The 16,568-nt window shown below is 71.4% G+C and carries 17 protein-coding genes and 1 pseudogene; 8 read left to right on the plus strand and 10 right to left on the minus strand.

Annotated features, from left to right (window positions below; translation table 11 throughout):
• A pseudogene (locus BHU15_RS40340) lies at positions 1 to 354 on the plus strand (hypothetical protein); the annotation flags it as partial.
• Here the strand turns inward: BHU15_RS40340 and BHU15_RS24420 are convergent.
• The 3 genes from BHU15_RS24420 to BHU15_RS24430 all read right to left on the minus strand — a co-directional run bounded on the left by BHU15_RS24420 (position 321) and on the right by BHU15_RS24430 (position 3,151).
• Positions 321 to 1,166 (minus strand): ABC transporter permease, encoded by an 846-nt coding sequence (locus BHU15_RS24420; RefSeq protein WP_069629163.1) that lies wholly within the window; start codon positions 1,164 to 1,166, stop codon positions 321 to 323. The pseudogene BHU15_RS40340 and the gene BHU15_RS24420 sit on opposite strands and share 34 nt — an antisense overlap.
• Positions 1,166 to 2,215, minus strand: coding sequence for an ABC transporter substrate-binding protein (locus BHU15_RS24425; RefSeq protein WP_069629164.1), 1,050 nt, complete (start codon positions 2,213 to 2,215; stop codon positions 1,166 to 1,168). Before BHU15_RS24425 ends, BHU15_RS24420 begins: the two co-directional genes overlap by 1 nt.
• 93 nt (positions 2,216 to 2,308) lie before the next feature.
• Positions 2,309 to 3,151, minus strand: a complete 843-nt coding sequence (locus BHU15_RS24430; protein ID WP_079128350.1) for an ABC transporter ATP-binding protein — start codon at positions 3,149 to 3,151, stop codon at positions 2,309 to 2,311.
• An 86-nt stretch (positions 3,152 to 3,237) separates the two neighbouring features.
• On the opposite strand from BHU15_RS24430, the gene BHU15_RS24435 reads away from it, so the two are divergent.
• Both BHU15_RS24435 and BHU15_RS24440 read left to right on the plus strand, forming a co-directional pair.
• Positions 3,238 to 3,981 carry an alpha/beta fold hydrolase gene (locus BHU15_RS24435; RefSeq protein ID WP_069629165.1) on the plus strand — a complete coding sequence of 248 codons (744 nt, stop codon included), beginning with the start codon at positions 3,238 to 3,240 and terminating at the stop codon, positions 3,979 to 3,981.
• A 203-nt stretch (positions 3,982 to 4,184) separates the two neighbouring features.
• Positions 4,185 to 4,919 carry a GntR family transcriptional regulator gene (locus tag BHU15_RS24440; protein ID WP_171908436.1) on the plus strand — a complete coding sequence of 245 codons (735 nt, stop codon included), beginning with the start codon at positions 4,185 to 4,187 and terminating at the stop codon, positions 4,917 to 4,919.
• Between the two features lie 67 nt (positions 4,920 to 4,986).
• Here BHU15_RS24440 and BHU15_RS24445 read toward each other — a convergent pair whose 3' ends face one another.
• Positions 4,987 to 6,162 carry a CaiB/BaiF CoA transferase family protein gene (locus tag BHU15_RS24445; protein WP_069629167.1) on the minus strand — a complete coding sequence of 392 codons (1,176 nt, stop codon included), beginning with the start codon at positions 6,160 to 6,162 and terminating at the stop codon, positions 4,987 to 4,989.
• The gene (locus BHU15_RS24450; protein ID WP_209269124.1) at positions 6,162 to 7,169 is read right to left on the minus strand and encodes an MBL fold metallo-hydrolase; all 1,008 of its coding nucleotides are present in this window, start codon (positions 7,167 to 7,169) and stop codon (positions 6,162 to 6,164) included. The genes BHU15_RS24445 and BHU15_RS24450 overlap by 1 nt, the downstream gene beginning before the upstream one ends.
• Before the next feature lie 154 nt (positions 7,170 to 7,323).
• Here BHU15_RS24450 and BHU15_RS24455 point away from each other — a divergent pair, with 154 nt between their 5' ends.
• On the plus strand, positions 7,324 to 8,190 hold the full coding sequence (locus BHU15_RS24455) for an HpcH/HpaI aldolase/citrate lyase family protein (RefSeq protein WP_069629168.1): 867 nt from the start codon (positions 7,324 to 7,326) through the stop codon (positions 8,188 to 8,190).
• Here the strand turns inward: BHU15_RS24455 and cutA are convergent.
• Genes cutA through BHU15_RS24475 form a run of 4 tightly spaced genes read right to left on the minus strand, consistent with a single transcriptional unit; the run spans position 8,187 to position 12,829 of the window.
• Entirely contained in the window at positions 8,187 to 8,528 is a 342-nt protein-coding gene (gene cutA, locus BHU15_RS24460) for a divalent-cation tolerance protein CutA (RefSeq protein WP_069629169.1), read from the minus strand. The two genes, BHU15_RS24455 and cutA, sit on opposite strands and share 4 nt — an antisense overlap.
• A gap of 57 nt (positions 8,529 to 8,585) precedes the next feature.
• Positions 8,586 to 10,403, minus strand: coding sequence for an ABC transporter ATP-binding protein (locus tag BHU15_RS24465; protein ID WP_069629170.1), 1,818 nt, complete (start codon positions 10,401 to 10,403; stop codon positions 8,586 to 8,588).
• Entirely contained in the window at positions 10,400 to 12,151 is a 1,752-nt protein-coding gene (locus BHU15_RS24470; protein WP_069629171.1) for an ABC transporter ATP-binding protein, read from the minus strand. The genes BHU15_RS24465 and BHU15_RS24470 overlap by 4 nt, the downstream gene beginning before the upstream one ends.
• A 12-nt stretch (positions 12,152 to 12,163) precedes the next feature.
• A complete protein-coding gene (locus tag BHU15_RS24475) occupies positions 12,164 to 12,829 on the minus strand; it encodes an NADPH-dependent FMN reductase (RefSeq protein WP_069629172.1) in 666 nt (221 codons plus the stop codon).
• A gap of 52 nt (positions 12,830 to 12,881) precedes the next feature.
• Here BHU15_RS24475 and soxR point away from each other — a divergent pair, with 52 nt between their 5' ends.
• The 4 genes from soxR to BHU15_RS24495 all read left to right on the plus strand — a co-directional run bounded on the left by soxR (position 12,882) and on the right by BHU15_RS24495 (position 15,660).
• On the plus strand, positions 12,882 to 13,337 hold the full coding sequence (gene soxR / locus BHU15_RS24480) for a redox-sensitive transcriptional activator SoxR (RefSeq protein WP_069629173.1): 456 nt from the start codon (positions 12,882 to 12,884) through the stop codon (positions 13,335 to 13,337).
• Between the two features lie 18 nt (positions 13,338 to 13,355).
• Positions 13,356 to 14,129, plus strand: coding sequence for an aminotransferase class IV family protein (locus BHU15_RS24485; protein WP_069629174.1), 774 nt, complete (start codon positions 13,356 to 13,358; stop codon positions 14,127 to 14,129).
• A 221-nt stretch (positions 14,130 to 14,350) separates the two neighbouring features.
• Positions 14,351 to 14,905, plus strand: coding sequence for a GVDTG sorting domain-containing protein (locus tag BHU15_RS24490; RefSeq protein WP_069629175.1), 555 nt, complete (start codon positions 14,351 to 14,353; stop codon positions 14,903 to 14,905).
• A 128-nt stretch (positions 14,906 to 15,033) separates the two neighbouring features.
• The gene (locus BHU15_RS24495; protein WP_069629176.1) at positions 15,034 to 15,660 is read left to right on the plus strand and encodes a class F sortase; all 627 of its coding nucleotides are present in this window, start codon (positions 15,034 to 15,036) and stop codon (positions 15,658 to 15,660) included.
• Positions 15,661 to 15,669: 9 nt separating this feature from the next.
• Here BHU15_RS24495 and BHU15_RS24500 read toward each other — a convergent pair whose 3' ends face one another.
• On the minus strand, positions 15,670 to 16,449 hold the full coding sequence (locus BHU15_RS24500; RefSeq protein WP_069629189.1) for a sulfite exporter TauE/SafE family protein: 780 nt from the start codon (positions 16,447 to 16,449) through the stop codon (positions 15,670 to 15,672).
• Positions 16,450 to 16,568 lie beyond the last annotated feature (119 nt).

Below are 16,568 nucleotides of genomic sequence, written 5' to 3' on the forward strand. Positions count from 1 at the left end.
CTCGGCCTCGCGGTGGGACGGGTGCCCTGGCTGCGCCATCTCACCTCGCCGTACATCAGCGGTCTGTACGCCATGCCGATGCTCGCGATCGTCCCGATGGCGACGATCTGGCTCGGCTACTCCGGCGACACCGGAGGGAGTGGGCAGATAGTCGGGCAGCCACAGCCGTACGGAGATCTCCCAGACGGCCAGGACGAGGGCGGCGACGGTCAGCTTCCCGAGGATGTCCGCGCGCCGGGAGAGGGGTCGGTCGGCGCGCCGGACGCGGGGGCGCGTGCGGGCGGGCGCCGGGGTGGGCGTTCTCGTCAGCGTGTCCTGGGTCATGACGTGGCCTCCCGCCACCGTGCGAAGTAGCCCTCGACGGCCCGTCCGCAGCCCATCAGGGCGACGGCGAGCACCGAGACCAGCAGGGTCAGCCCGAGCACGGTGGCCGAGTCGAACCGGGTACTCGCGGCGAGCAACAGCCCGCCCACACCGCTGGCGTTGAGGAAGAACTCGGCGGCGAGGGTGCCGACGAAGGCCATCGCGATGCCCTGCCGTACGCCGGTCATGGCGTACGGCACGGTGTGCGGCAGCAGGACGTCCTTCCAGATCCGCCACTCGCTGCTGCGGAAGGTGCGCGCGACTTCGAGCAGGGTGGCGGGCACCCGGTGCGCTCCTTCTGCGGTGTTGACGGCGATGGGGAAGACCGCCGTCAGGAACACCACCAGTGTCTTGGCGGGCAGTCCGAAGCCGAACGCCGACAGGATCAGCGGGGCCAGGGCGACGATCGGGACGGACTGGAGGGCGAACAGCAGCCAGTCGGTGCTGCCGCGCAGCAGCCGGGCGCGGGAGAGCAGCAGGCCGAAGCCGACCCCGGCGACGATCGCGAGGGCGAGTCCGACGACGAGCAGCCGGCCCGACGAGAGCAGCGCGCTCGGCAGCGTGCCGTCCTCGGTGAGGGTGGCGAGCGCCGAGAGCGAGCGGCCGGGGGTGGCGAACAGGACCGGGTCCCGTTGGCCGGCCCACTGCCAGAGGCCGAGTCCGGCGAGCAGGCCGAGGGTGGAGATGGCGAGCGGGATCAGTCGGCGCCTGAGGGCCGCGGTGCGGCGGCGCGCGTTCACCGGGGAGGGGGCCGAGTACGTGTCCGGGGATGTGGCGTCGTGCGTGGCCGGGGACGTACCCATCACTTGCCCGTCGCGTCGGCGAACACGGACGGGTCGACCATGTCGTCGTAACTCGGCGCCTTCTGCTCGGGGACGTTGCCCGCGGCGACGGCGCCCTCGATCGTGTGCTCGATGGCGGCGCGGTCCAGGCCGTCGCCCGACTTGGGCCAGACGCCGAGCGAGAGGAACTTGGGCAGCGCGGCCTCGGTGACGCTCGCGGGCGCCTTCGTGACGCCGGAGGCGATGGCCGCGACCTCCTTGAGGTTGGCCGGGTCGTTCATGTAGGCCACGGACTCGCGTATCGCGGCGACCAGGTCGACCCACTGCGCGCGGGCCGCGCCGTCCAGCGCGTTCTTGGGCGCGACGAGCACCGTGTAGTGCTCCAGCGGGTCGACGCCGGCCAGCGTCATGATCTCCTCGGCCTTCGTGCCGGGCTTGATCTTCTCCCGTACGGTGGCGAGTTCGTCCGGGTGCAGTACGGCGACCTTGACCTGGCCGGCCACCAGCGCGTCGACGGTCGGCGGGCCGCCGACGTTGATGGTGCTGACGTCCTTGGGGCCCAGTCCGCAGCTCTTGAGCATCCCGGCCAGGGCGAGGGCCTTGGGGGCGCCGACCGCGTCCACGGCGACCGTCTTGCCCTTGACCGCCTCGCAGGTGCTGACGCCCGGGTCGGTGCTGGCCAGCAGGTACGTCGGCTTGGGGAAGCCCATCACGGAGACGACCGAGCCGCCGGTGGCCCGCAGCGCGACGGCGCCCGGGGTGCCGATGATGCCGCCCTGGATCTCGCCGCTCTGCACCGCGCGGCCGACGTCGGCGCCGGTGGTGAGCGGGCGCAGGGTCACGTCGAGACCGCGGTCCTTGAAGAAGCCCTGCTTCTCCCCCACGTACATCACGGTGTTGAGGAAGATGGGCGGGATGCCCGGCACGCCGATGGTCATCTTGTCGCCGCCGCCCGATGCGGTGCCCGCCGCCGGGCCGGAGCCGCTGTCGCCGCAGCCGGAGAGGACACCGACGAGAGCGAGGACGGTGGCCGCACCGACCAGGGCGGACCTGCGCCGCGGAATGTTCATGGGAGTTGCTCCTTCTTCATCCGCGCGACGGTGCACGGCGGGGCTGCGGGTGGGTGTGGCGGGAGGGGCGGGGGGTTGTCGGGCCGGAGTTGGTCAGCGGCCCGATTCGGCGTTCATGACCAGGGACCAGACGCGCTCGCGGATCGCGAGGAACTCCGGCGTCGCGAGTACGGACCGGTCCCGGTCCGGCGGAAGCGTCACGTCGATCAACTCGGTGACGCCGCTGGGCCGTCCGCCCAGTACGGCGATCCGGTTGCCGAAGAGAACGGCCTCGTCGATCGAGTGGGTGACGAACAGCATCGTCACGGGGTGGTCCTGCCAGATACGCAGGAGTTCGAACTGGAGCACCTCGCGGGTCTGCGCGTCCAGCGCGCCGAAGGGCTCGTCCATCAGCAGCAGCCGGGGGCGTACGGCCAGTGCCCTGGCCAGGCCGGTGCGTTGCTGCATGCCGCCGGACAACTGGTGCGGGTACGACTTCTCGAAGCCGGAGAGCCCGACGAGGGTGATCAGCTCCCGGGCCCGGTCGAGGGCTTCCTTCTTCCCCGTCCCCCGTACGCGCAGCGCGTAGGCGACGTTCGACTCGACCGTCTTCCACGGGAAGAGACCGAAGTGCTGGAAGACCATGGCGACGCCGTCCGGGGTGCCGTCGACCGCGTGGCCGTCGATACGGACCGCGCCCTCGGCCGGCGGGATGAGGCCGGCCACCGCGCGGAGCAGGGTGGTCTTGCCGCAGCCGGACGGGCCGACGATGGAGAGCACCTCACCGGCGCCGATGGTCAGGTTGATGTCCTTGGAGACCGTGCGCTCACCGAATCGCATGGTCAGCCCGTCCAGCAGCACCGTGGCGCCGGAGCCGGCACCGGTGCCGTCGGCGGCCCTGGTGTCGTTCCCGGAGCCGGCCGGTACGGCTCGGGCTACCGATTTGATCGTGGTCATAGACGGGATTCTGGGTCTAAGATGCCTGACACGCAATAGCTATACTTCAGAATCTGGAAAATGCATCATCCTGGTATGAGGTGCCTATGACCACGAGGGCGACCCCTCTTCTGCTGCTGCACACCTGGGGCGGCGACGCCACGACCTGGGCGCCCGCGCTGGGTCATCTCGGCGCGGGCGGGCGGCACTTGACGGCGCCCGATCTGCCGGGCCACGGGGCCCGCGCCGCCGAGCCGTTCACCGTGGACGGCGCGGTGGACGCGGCCCTGTCCGCGTACGGCACGGGGGCCGCCGGGCCCGTCGACGTCGTCGGTGCCGGGCTCGGCGCGCTCGTCGCACTCGCCCTGACCGAGCGGCACCAGGACCGGGTGCGTTCGCTGACGCTGGTCGGATTCCCCCCGGCCGACGGCGCCGAGGCGGCCCGCCGCCCCGCCGACACCCGGGCCGCGCTGGAGCGCGACGGCACGGCCGTCTTCGCCCGCAACTACGTCGACAGCACCCTGCTGTCCGCCGACCCCGACCACCGTGACCTGCTGCGCCGCGCGATGGCGGGCACCCGGCCGGAGGTCCTGCTCGACTCCCTGCGCGCCACGCTCGGTTGGCGCGCCCATACGTCGGCGTCCGCGCTCGCTCCGCCCAGCCGGGTGCTGCGCGGCGCCCGCGACCACCGGGTGTCCGCCGGCGCGGCCGACGCGCTCGCCGGGCGGCTCGGCGGCACCGCCGCCGTGGTGCCCGGCGCCGGTCATGTCGCCTATCTCGACGAACCGGCGGCCTTCGCCGCCGCGCTCACCGCTTTCCACGACGGGATCCGCACCGCGCCCGCCGACTGACCTCCGTCCCGTCCCCAACTCCCGGTCCCACACGGGTTCGTTCCGTTCGATGGGACACTCGTCAGGCCCGCCGCCCGCTCCCCGCCCGCTCCCCCACCGCTCGCCGAGCGCCACGACAGAAGGACCACGACATGCCGCCGCAGTCCCGACGAACCAAGACCGCCACGACTGACGGCGTCGTACCCGGGCGCGTCGCCAGGAGCGTGCCGAAGACGCCTGCGAGGACGCCCGCGAAGACGGCCGCCAGGACAGCCGCCAAGTCGACCGCGAAGGGGCCGACCAAGCGGGACCGCATCGCGACCGAGTTGCGGCGGATGATCAGCGAGGGCGAGCTGCCCCGCGGCAGCCGTATCCAGCAGGACGTGCTCGCCGCGATGTTCGACACCAGCATCACGCCGGTCCGCGAGGCGCTGCGGCTGCTGGAGGCCGAGGGTGTGCTGGTCGGCGAGCCGCACAAGGGCGTACGGGTCGCGGACGCCGACTACGAGCAGGTCAAGACCGTCTACCTGCTGCGGATGCTGGTCGAGCCGTACGCGATGCAGCGGGCCGCCCGGCGGCTCTCGCCGCTGGACATCGACCTCGCCGAGCGGCTGGTGACCGACATGGAGCAGGCGGCCGAGGAGGGGGACCGGGCGCGGCTGAACGCGTCCAACTACCAGTTCCACTTCCTCTTCTACGCCAAGTGCGGCAACGACGGGCTGGCGGCGGAGATCGACCAGCTCTGGCAGAAGTTCCCGTGGGACGTGCTCCAGGTGCTGCACGACCGGGCCGACGAGACCTCCAACGAGCACCGCTCCATGCTGGCGGCGGCCCGGCTGGGCGACGGCGACGCGCTGGCGAAGGCCACGCAGTGGCACCTCTCGCGCAGTTTCCTGGCGCTGGGCAAGCACTTGACGGGCCGGCCGGTGGCCGACCCGTTCGACGTCGACAACGACTGAGCGGTGCCCCGGTCCTCGGACCGGGGACGTAAGCGCCGAGGACCCGATCGGGGCACCGCCGTGTGCCCTATCCGGCCGGCTCCCGCTCCGCCATGTCCGCCTCGGTCAGGCCCAGTTCGGCCAGTACCTCCGCCGTGTGCTCCCCCAGCCCCGGCACCCGCCGGCCGCCCGGCGGCTCCGGGGTGCGGTGCAGCGGTGAGGTGACCACGCGCACTGCCCGCCCGTCCGGCAGCGTCGCCTCCGACCAGCGCCCGGCGGCCTCGGCCTGCGGATGGGCCAGGACGTCGGCGATCTGGTTCAGCCGCGCGTGCGGTACGTCGGCCGCTTCGAGCCGGGCGGTGACCTCGGCGGTGGACAGGGTGATCAGCCGGGCCTGCACGGCCCGTTCGGTGCGTTCACGGTGCCGTACCCGCGCGCTGTTGGAGCCGAAGTCCGGGTCGGTCAGCAGCTCCGGGGCGGCCAGCACGGTACGGCAGAGCCGCTGCCACTGCCCCTCGTTCTGCACGGCGATCAGCACGTCCTGGCCGTCGGCCGTCGTGTACGGGCCGTACGGCGCGATGCTGGCGTGCCGCAGCCCGGCGGGCGGGGGCGCCGACCCGGAGTGCAGTTCGGCGAGGAGCAGCGGACTCATCCACTCCAGCAGCACGTCGAACAGGGCGATGTCGATCCGCTGCCCCAGTCCGGTCCGTTCGCGCGCGTAGAGGGCGGAGGTGACGGCGCCGAGCGCGTACGAGCCGCCCGCCAGGTCCGCGAGGGAGACACCGGGCTTGGCCGGGGTCTCGGGGGTGCCCGTGGCGGAGATGGTGCCGGCCTCGCCCTGCACCAGCGCGTCGTACGCCTTGCGTCCCGCGTACGGGCCGGCCGGCCCGTAGCCGGACAGATAGCAGCGCACCAGTCGCGGGTTGAGTTCCGCCAGCGCCTCGTCGGTGATGATCCGGCCGAGCGCGCCGGGCGCCAGGTTGCAGACCAGCACGTCGGCCCCGGCGAGCAGTTGGCGCAGTGCCTGCCGCCCGGGGTCGGTCTTGAGATCCAGTACGACACTGCGCTTGCCCCGGTTGAGCCAGACGAAGTGGCTGGCCAGACCGTGCACGCTCTCGTCGTAGCCACGGGCGAAGTCCCCGCCGCCGGGCCGCTCGATCTTGACGACCTCGGCGCCGAGGTCGGCCAGATGGCGGGTGCACAGGGGTGCGGCCACGGCCTGCTCGACCGCGATCACCCGGATGCCCCGCAGGTCGCCGGGCATCAGCGGCCGAAGCGCAGCACGGTGCCGACCGCGGGCTGCACGTAGTTGGCGGACATGTCGGTGGACAGCCGGGTGTGGGTGCGCAGGCCGGAACAGTGCATCGGCATGACGGTGGCGACCTCCAGCTCGGCGAACGCGGCGGCGGTCAGGTCGACGTTCTCGGCCGGGGTGGTGGGGAAGCCGAGGTGGAAGCCGCCCATCACGGCGCGGACGGGCTTGGGCCCGCAGACCGCGCGGGCCTGCTCGATGGTGTTGACGACCCCGGCGTGCGCGCAGCCGGTGAGGACGACGAGCCCCTGGCCGCGTACGTCGATGACCAGGCCCATCTCGTCCATGACCTCGTCCCGGCGGAGCTTTCCCTCCGCCGAGACCTGGTAGAGACCGGGGTCGCCGGGCTTGAACGCCGGTGCGGCGCCCGCCTCGAAGGCGACCTTCCTGGGGATCACGCCGGTGGTGTGCACGCCGCAGCCGAGGTCGAGGGAGTCCTGGGTCAGGACGGGTACGCCGCCGGACCTCTCGACCTCGCCGAACCGGAACGCGGCGTTGTAGACGGAGGAGGTGCGGCCGTCGCCCATGACGGCGTAGCGCGGCAGTTCCGCGTCGGCGTGGGTGGCGACCGGGATCCGGCGTCCCGCGAGGTCGAGAAAGCGATGGATTCCGCCGAAATGGTCGGGGTGGCCATGGCTGATGACGACATGGTCGACGGAGGCGGGGTCGACGCCGAGCACCCGCATGTTGTGTTCGAGCACCGTGCCGGTGAGGCCGACGTCGAACAGGACGCGCACGCTGTGGCGGCCCCGTACCGCCTCGACGAGGAAGCTGATGCCGTTCTCCGCCTGGGGCGGTACGCGCTTGGGGTCGAAGTGCTCGATCAGTCCGTACCGGGAGACGCAGTGGTCGTCCACCGCCCCTTCCGCACCGCCGGTGGGGCTGGCCTGGTCGGGCAGCAGCATGTCCACCTGGTTCTCGACCAGCACGGTAATCGTCACGCTGTCGGCTTCGAACACGCCGCGGTCCTCCCGTAGTTACGAGCCCGGGTCACGGGTCGGGGCAGCTCGCCCACTTCCTTGCACGGCACCGGACTTGAAGTATGGTGAGTCGCAAGCTACATCATCGTCATGGAAAATGCATCATCTGATTCATGATGTGTAAGGAGTCTCCATGTCCGGTCAGCCGCCCCGCTCCCATCTCTATGTACCCGCCGACCAGCCCCGCTTCCTGCGTGCCGCGCCGCGCTCCGGCGCCGACGCGCTGATCCTCGATCTGGAGGACGCGGTCGCGCCGTCGCGCAAGGACGAGGCACGCGCCGCCGCCGTGGCCTTCGCCGAGGCACGCCCGGTCGACGGACCGCGGGCGCCCGAGCTGTGGGTACGGATCAACGAGGGCGCCCGTGGCCGCGACGACGCCCGCGCGCTGCTGGCCACGGGCCGCGTCGACGGGCTCTGGGCGCCGAAGGCGACCGCGGGGGCGGAGCTGGACGCGCTCGTCGGGCTGCTCGCCGGCGGGGCCCCGGCGCTGGGGCTGCTGATCGAGAGCGCCACCGGGCTGCTGACCCTCGGCGACACGGCGGGCCGCCCCGGCGTACGGCACCTTCAGCTCGGCGAGGTCGACCTGCGGGCGGATCTGCGAATGGCCCCCGACTCCGCCCCCGGCGACCAGCTGCTCGACTGGGCCCGGGGGCTGACGGTCGCGCACACGGCCGCGCACGGTCTTCTCTCGGCGGTGGCGCCCGTGTCGGTGCACACCTCGGCCCCCGAGGCGTTCCGCGCGTCGAGCCTGCGGCTGCGCGCGCTCGGCTTCCAGGGGCGCGCCTGCATCCACCCGTCCCAAGTCGCCGTCGCCAACGAGGTGTTCGGTGTCGGCCCCGGCGAACTGGCGGACGCCCACGCCCTGCTGGACCTCTTCGAGCGGCGGGTCGGCGCCGGCAGCGGTGTGTTCCGTGACAGCGGGGGCGCGATGGTCGACGCGGCGACGGTCCGCCGCGCCCGCGAACTCACCGGCCGGAACGGCCTTCAGCACCCGGCCTAGGCCGGCGGCGGCGTCATCGTCGTCTCGGACGTCAGCCAGGCGAGGTAAGGGGCGTTGCCCCGTACCACCGGAAGCGCCAGGATCTCCGGGGTGTCGTAGTCGTGCGCCGCCGTGAGATGCGCCTCAAGTGCCTCGTAGCGGACGGCGGTTGTCTTGAACAGCACCTGCCACTCCTGCGCCGTCTCGATCGCGCCCTGCCAGTGGTACACGGACGTGACCGGCGCCGAGATCTGCGCGCACGCGGCGAGCCTCGCCTCCACCGCGCCCCGGGCCAGGGCCTCCGCCTTCTCGGCGCTGTCGGTGGTGGTCAGTACGGTCAGAAACTCGGCACCGGTCATGTGCGCGACTCCTCAGAGGTCGGTTCCTCGGTCCGTTGCTGGGTCGGATCCCGGGGATCAGGCAGCCGACGCCGCGAACTGCGAGGCGTACAGGCGGGCGTACGCGCCCCCGGACGCCAGCAGTGTCTCGTGCGTGCCCTGTTCCACGATATGGCCCGACTCCATCACCAGGATCACGTCCGCGTCCCTGATCGTGGACAGCCGGTGCGCGATCACGAAGCTCGTGCGGCCCTCGCGCAGCGACGACATCGCGCGCTGGATGAGGACTTCGGTGCGGGTGTCGACGGAGCTGGTCGCCTCGTCGAGCACCAGGATGGACGGCTCGACGAGGAACGCCCGCGCGATGGTGAGCAGTTGCTTCTCGCCCGCGCTGAGGCCGCCGCCCTCCTCGTCCACGACCGTGTCGTAGCCGTCGGGAAGCGTACGGATGAAACGGTCGGCGTGCGTGGCCATCGCCGCCTCCACGACGCGTTCGCGCGACACGTCGCCGGACACCCCGTACGCGATGTTGTCGGCGATCGTGCCGCCGAACAGCCAGGTGTCCTGGAGGACCATGCCGATCCCGGAGCGCAGTTCCCCCCGCGACAGCGTGGAGATGTCGACGCCGTCGAGGGTGATCCGGCCGCCGGTCACCTCGTAGAAGCGCATCAGCAGATTGACGAGGGTGGTCTTGCCCGCGCCGGTGGGACCGACGATCGCGACGGTCTGGCCCGGTTCGACGGACAGGGAGAGGTCCTTGATGAGTGGCTTCGCGGCCTCGTAGCTGAAGGCCACCTTCTCGAACGAGACGCGGCCGGCCGCCTTCCCGCCGCGCGCCGCCCTCTCCGCCCTCTCCGCCGGATCCGCCGACTCCTCCTCCGCGTCGAGCAGTTCGAAGACGCGCTCCGCCGACGCGACGCCGGACTGGAGAAGGTTCGCCATGGCCGCGATCTGCGTGATCGGGCCGTTGAACTCGAACGAGTACTGGACGAACGCCTGGACGTCACCGATGGACAGCGTCCCCGACGCGACACGCAGTCCGCCGACGATCGCGATGAGCACGTAGTTGAGATTGCCGACGAAGGTCATGGCCGGCTGGATGAAGCCGGAGATGAACTGCGCCTTGAAACTCGACGCGTACAGCGCGTCGTTGTGCTCCTCGAAGGTGCGTACGGCATCGTCCTTGCGGCCGAAGACCACCACCTCCGCGTGGCCCGTGTACATCTCCTCGACATGCCCGTTGAGCTTGCCGGTCACGTCCCACTGCCGCACGAACTGCGGCTGCGCGCGCTTGCCGATCAGTACGGCGCCGAGAACCGAGACCGGCACGGTCGCCAGCACCACGAGGGCCAGCAGCGGTGAGATCCACACCATCATCGCCAGCACACCGATGAGGGTGAGCAGCGCCCGCATGATCTGGACGAATGCCTGTTGCAGGGTCTGGGTGACGTTGTCGATGTCGTTGGTGGTGCGGGAGAGGATCTCACCGCGCGGCTGTCGGTCGAAGTACGTCAACGGCAGCCGCGCCAGCTTCGTCTGCGCCGTCTCGCGCAGCCGGTGGCCGACGCGCTGGACGAGTTCGGCCGCCAGGCGCAGTTGCAGCCAGGTGAGTGAGGCCGACACGGTGATCAGGGCGAGCACGAGTCCGAGGCTCTCCCCCACTCCCCGGAAGTCGACACCGCCGGGGTTCGTCGCGCCGGAGACGACGACGTCGGTGGCGTGGCCGAGGATCTTCGGGATGACGACGGCGAGTGCCACGGACGCCGTCCCGGCGGCGAGGACCGCGAGGAGCAGGGCGAGTTCGGGGGCTCCCGGGGTGACCATCCGCAGCAGCCGGACGCCGGAGCGCCGGAAGTCCAGGGAGCGTTCGAGTGGGCGGCTCTGGGCGGCGCTCATGCGGCTTCCTCCTCACTGAGCTGGGAGAGGACGATCTCCCGGTAGGTGTCGCTGTCCCGCATGAGCTGTTCGTGGTCGCCGGTGGCGACCACCCGCCCCTGGTCGAGGACGACGATCCGGTCCGCGCCCCGGATGGTCGACACCCGCTGGGCGACGATCACCACCGTGGCGCCGGTGGCGCCGGTCTCCTCCGCCAGCGCGAGACGCAGCGCGGCGTCGGTGGTGTAGTCGAGCGCGGAGAACGAGTCGTCGAAGAGGTAGAGGTCCGGTTTGGTGACCAATACCCGTGCGATGGCGAGCCGTTGGCGCTGTCCGCCGGAGAGGTTGGCGCCGCCCTGGGCCACGGACGCGTCGAGCCCATCGGGCAGTGCGGCGACGAAGTCCGCGGCCTGGGCGGTCTTCAGGGCCTGCCACAGTTCGCCGTCGGTCGCGTCCGGTTTCCCGTAGCGGAGGTTGGAGGCGACGGTGCCGGAGAAGAGGTACGGCTTCTGCGGGACGAAGCCGACGGTGCGGGCGAGCAGCGCGGGGTCCATGTCCCGTACGTCGGCCCCGCCGATCCGTACCTCGCCCGTCGTGGCGTCGAACAGCCTCGGCACCAGATTGAGCAGCGTCGTCTTTCCGCTGCCCGTGGAGCCGATGACGGCGGTCGTACGGCCGCCCCTGGCCGTCAGGTCGATGCCGGTCAGGACCGGTTCCTCGGCGCCGGGATAGCTGAAGCCCGCGCCGCGGATCTCCAGCCGGCCCGGCTCGGCGCCCCGGCTGTGCGGCGCGGTCACCAACGCGGGCGGCGGTACGACGCTGGACTCGGTGTCCAGCACCTCCAGCACGCGTTCGGCGCTCACGGCGGCGCGCGGCACCTGCATCAGCAGGAAGAGCGTCATCATCACGGCCATCAGGATCTGCATGAGGTAGCTCAGGAACGCGATCAGCGAACCCGCCTGCAGCTCACCGGAGTTGATCCGGTGCCCGCCGAACCAGATGATCGTGACGGTCGCCAGCTCCCAGACGAGGATCACCGCCGGCATCATCAGCGCAGCGAGTCTGCCGACCCGCAGGGCGACGGTCATCAACTCGCGGTTCGCGCCGCCGTACCGCTCCTGCTCGTGCTCGTCCCGTACGAAGGCCCTGATCACGCGGATGCCGGTGATCTGCTCGCGCATCATCCGGTTGACGTTGTCGATGCGCTTCTGCATGCGGTGGTACAGCTTCGGCATGCGGCGGATGATCACGCCGACGACCGCGCCGAGGAGCGGTACGAAGATCAGAAGGAGCAGCGAGAGCGGCGGGTCCTGGTGGACGGCCATCACGATGCCGCCCACGCAGGTCAGCGGCGCCGCGACGAGGACGGTCAGGGCGAGGACCGTGAGGGTCTGCACCTGCTGCACGTCGTTGGTGGTGCGGGTGATCAGCGAGGCGGTGCCGAAGTGGCTCATCTCCCGTACGGAGAAGTCCTGTACGCGGGCGAAGACGGCGGACCTCAGATCGCGGCCGACGCCCATGGCGACGCGGGCGCCGACGTAGACGGCGGCTCCGGCGGCGCCGATCTGGAGCAGGGTGACGGCCATCATCACGGCGCCCGCCGACAGGATGTGGTCCGTCTCGCCGCGCAGGACGCCGTTGTCGATGATGTCGGCGTTGACGGTCGGCAGATGGAGCGTGGCCAGGGTCTGGACGAGCTGGAGCAGGACGGCGAGGGCGATCAGCCCCCGGTACGGGCGCAGTTGGGCGCCGAGCAGTCGGATCAGCATCTGCCGGGCCCGTCAACCGGCGTACGCGCGGACGGACTTGGCATCGCGCAGAGCCAGGCCCCACCAGGCGAGCTGGTCGAGCATCGAGGTGGCGGCCGCGTGCGGGCGGTCCGGGTCCAGATGGCGGCCCTCGTCGTCGAAGAGCGCAGCGACGTTGTGGAAGGAGACGGTGTCACGGACGGCGACGGCGTGCAGCTCGCCGAAGACCTGGCGCAGATGCTCGACGGCGCGCAGACCGCCGGAGACTCCGCCGTAGGAGACGAAACCGACGGGCTTGGCCTGCCACTCCGCGAAGTGCCAGTCGATCAGCGTCTTGAGGGAGGCGGGGTAGGAGTGGTTGTACTCGGGGGTGACGACGACGAAGGCGTCGGCCTCGGCCAGCCGGTGGGTGATCTTGGCGAGCTGGTCGCGGACCGGGGCCGCCGGTTTGAAGGAGAGGGCGGTCGGCAGGTCGGTGTCGGCGAGGTCGATCAGCTCGACGGTGAAGTCGGTGCGCCCGGCGGCGCGGGAGACGAACCAGTCGGAGACGACGGGGCCGAACCGGCCCTCGCGGTTGCTGCCCATGATGACGGCGAGCTTGAGGGGCGCGGGGGAAGCTTCGGCGGGGGCCTCGGTGGCGTCGCTGTCGAGGGCATTCGGGGTCGCTTCGGTCGCGGAATCAATCGTCGTGATGTCCATGCGACGAGCCTGATACTTAAACCATGGTTCAGGTCAAGCTACGCTTGCCGCCATGACCCAACTCGCCTGGAACGCCAAGGAAGCCACGGTCGGTGAACTGGCCGAACGCAGTGGTGTCGCCCCCTCCGCCCTGCGTTTCTACGAACGCGAGGGCCTGATCACCAGCAGCCGCACCTCGGGCAATCAGCGGCGCTACAGCCGCGACACCCTGCGGCGCGTCGCCTTCGTCCGCACCTCGCAGCGCCTGGGCATCCCGCTCGCCACGATCCGCGACGTGCTGGCGCTGCTGCCGGAGGACCGTACGCCGACCGAGGAGGACTGGGCCCGGATCTCCGAGTGCTGGCGCGCGGACCTGGAGACCAGGATCAGGACCCTCCAGCGGCTGCGCGACAACCTCGCCGACTGCATCGGCTGCGGGTGCCTGTCGCTGGACCGCTGCGTGCTGTCCAACCCCGGCGACACACTGGCGTCGCACGGCCCCGGCCCCCGCAGACTGATCGAGGACTGACGGTTCTACCGTTGGCCCATGGCATCTTCGGAAGTTGTCGAAATCATCGAGGTCAACGGCGAGCCCGCGACGGAGGCCGCGCTGCGCGTCCCCGCGCTCGACTCCTACGGGCACTTCACCGCGATGCAGGTCCGGGGCGGCCGGGTACGCGGCCGGGATCTCCATCTCGCCCGGCTCGACGCCGCCACCCGCGAGCTGTTCGGCTCGGGCCTGGACGGGGAGCGCGTACGGGAACTGCTGCGGCACGCGCTCGGTGACGTGTCCGACGCCTCGGCCCGGGTGTATGTGCACTGGCCGGCCGGCGAGAAGGACGCGCGGGTGATGGTGACCGTACGCCCGCCGCAGACCAAGCCCGACCGGCCGCACGGCCTGATGTCGGTGCCGTACGCCCGCCCGCTCCCGCACATCAAGCACCTGGGCGGCTTCGCGCAGACGCACTTCCTGCGCGCGGCCGGGCGCGCCGGCTTCGACGAGGCGCTGCTGACCGCGCCCGGCGGGCTGGTGACGGAGGGGGCCATCACCAACATCGCCTTCTGGGACGGCACGTCGGTGGTCTGGCCGCAGGCGCCGTCACTGCTGGGGATCACCATGGCGCTGCTGGAGCCGCGGCTGCCGTCCGTACGGCGCCCGGTGACGCTGGCCGACCTGCCGTCGTACGCGTCGGCGTTCCTCACGAACTCGCAGGGCATCGCACCCGTCGACCGGATCGACGACGTGCTCTTCACCGTCGACCCGGAGCTGATGGGGAGGGTGAAGGCGGCGTACGAAGCGGTGGAGTGGGACGTGATCTGATCCTCGGCGGCCATCGCCGCCCACGACCTCACCCATTCGGCACGACCGGTCACCCGGCGTGTCCCGTGCCCGATCTTCCGCCCCTGACCTGCGGAAACGTCGACTGGCAAGCGGGACACGCCGTACGGAACCGGGCAATCTGATCCTCCATCAGCAGGCGTGCGCGCCGGGCTGCGCCTTATCTCGGAAGAGACGAGATCCGCGCCGCCACGGAGGACACCATGCGCACCACCGCCCGCCTGCTGACCGGTACCGCGCTGGCGGCCACCACGCTCGGAGCCTCCCTCGTGTTCGCGGCCCCCGCCTTCGCCGGCGACGACTGGGACCACGACCGGGACCGCGACCGCGACCGGAACCGCCTCGACCTGTACCCGTCGACCTCCGCGCCGGGCGCGACCGTCACGGTCAACACCACCGCCTGCGGCAAGGACGGCCACGGCAAGGGTGACGCCAGTTCTCTCGGCGCGGGCGAGTTCCATCTGCGGCCCGGCGACTACAAGGACATCGCCGTCGGCCAGTTCCGGGTGCCCGAGAACACCCGGGCGGGGAACTACCGGATCTTCGTCCGCTGCGAGAACGGCCGTGAGGCCCGTGGCGAGCTGACGGTCGAGCACCACCGTGAGCAGCAGCCGTCCGGCCACGTACGGACGGGGGTCGGCGGCAGCGTCGGACCCGACACCACCCAGATCGCGGCGGGGGCGGCCATCTTGGCCGCGGCCGCCGTCGGCGGGACCTGGCTCCTGCGCCGCCGGGCGAGCGGCGCGCAGGGAAGCTGACGGGATCGCGGCCTCCACCGCCTCTTCCCGTCCCGCCGTGGTCCCCGCCTCCGGCACGCTCATCGCTGCCGGAGGCGGGGGAACACATCTTCCGGAGGATCCAGACCCATGACCGCACAGGCCGGACCATGAGCGTCAAGGGCAGAGCCTGGCTGATAGCCGGCGCCGCGTGTGTCGGCGTGTGGCTCGTCCAGAACGGCTCGCAGCACGTCACCCCGCCGATCCCGTCGGCCGCCCAGGCGTTCGCCGCCGGGCCCGGTTTCCACACGGACGCCGCCGCCGACCCGATGCCGGTCTCCTCACCCGTACGGCTGCGGATACCCGAGATCGGTGTCGACGCGCCCGTCACCCGGCTGGGTCTGACGAAGGACGGCGCCCTGGACGTGCCGCCGGCCGATGACGGCGACGTCGCGGGCTGGTACGAGCGCGGCGCGACCCCCGGTGCCAAGGGCACGGCGATCATCGCGGGCCATGTGGACAACGCGCGCGGCCCGGCCGTGTTCTACAGCCTGGGCACCCTGAAGAAGGGCCAGCGGATCGAGGTCACCCGCCAGGACGGGCGGACCGGCGTCTTCACGGTCGACGCGGTCGAGGTCTACGACAACGAGGACTTCCCCGACCGGAAGGTCTACGGGAAGACGGACCGGGCGGAGCTGCGGGTGATCACCTGCGGCGGCGGATTCTCCGAGAAGACCGGTTACCGGGGCAACGTCGTGACGTACGCGCACCTCATCGGCGTCCGGCAGCCCGGCTGACGGGGTGGCTCACGCCGTCCACTGGTCGAAGGCGAGCTTCGCGACCAGCGAGAACACCACGACGAGCAGCACGCCCCGTACGAACTCGCTGCCCTTCCTGAGCGCCATCCGCGCGCCGAACATGCCGCCCGCCAGGTTGAACACCGCCATCAGCGCGGCCAGTTGCCACAGCACGGTGCCCTGGTAGGCGAACATCGCGAGCGCCCCGCCGTTGGTGCAGACGTTGACGATCTTGGCGGTGGCCGACGCGGTGACAAGATCGAGGTGCAGGACGGCGGTCAGCGCCAGTACGAGGAACGTGCCCGTGCCGGGGCCGAACAGCCCGTCGTAGAAGCCGATCCCGCCGCCGACGAGCACGACGGCGGTGATGTGCCGGCCCCGGGTGGCGGGGCCGCCGGCCTGCGCCTTGCCGAACGAGGGCCGCAGCAGGACGAAGGCGGCGACCCCCAGAAGCACCACCATGATCACGGGGCGCAGTACGTCGCTGCTGATCCCGGCGGCGAAGAACGCCCCCGTCATCGACCCGGCGAGCGCCATCAGCCCGATCCGTACGGCGCTCCTCACGTCCACCGGCGCCTTGCGCGCGTACGTCACGGCGGCGCCCGTGGTGCCGACGATCGCCACGGCCTTGTTGGTGCCGAGGATGTGCGCGGCGGGGACGTTCGGCAGTCCCAGCAGCATGGCGGGCAGGAGCAGCAGCCCGCCCCCGCCGACCACGGCGTCGATCCAGCCCGCGGCGGCTGCCGCGAGGCAGAGGACGACGAGCATGGTGAGTGATATGTCGGGCATGATCATGACTCTATGGGACGCGGTGGTTGTCCCTTACATCAGCCTCACTCCACCTCACATCCCGCGCCGGCCCGCGCTGAGGGCAGCGTTCCGAGCGGGAAACAGTGGTGGTGCCGACG

The sequence above is a fragment of the Streptomyces niveus genome (assembly GCF_001723055.1).
Classification (GTDB): Bacteria; Actinomycetota; Actinomycetes; order Streptomycetales; family Streptomycetaceae; genus Streptomyces; species Streptomyces niveus.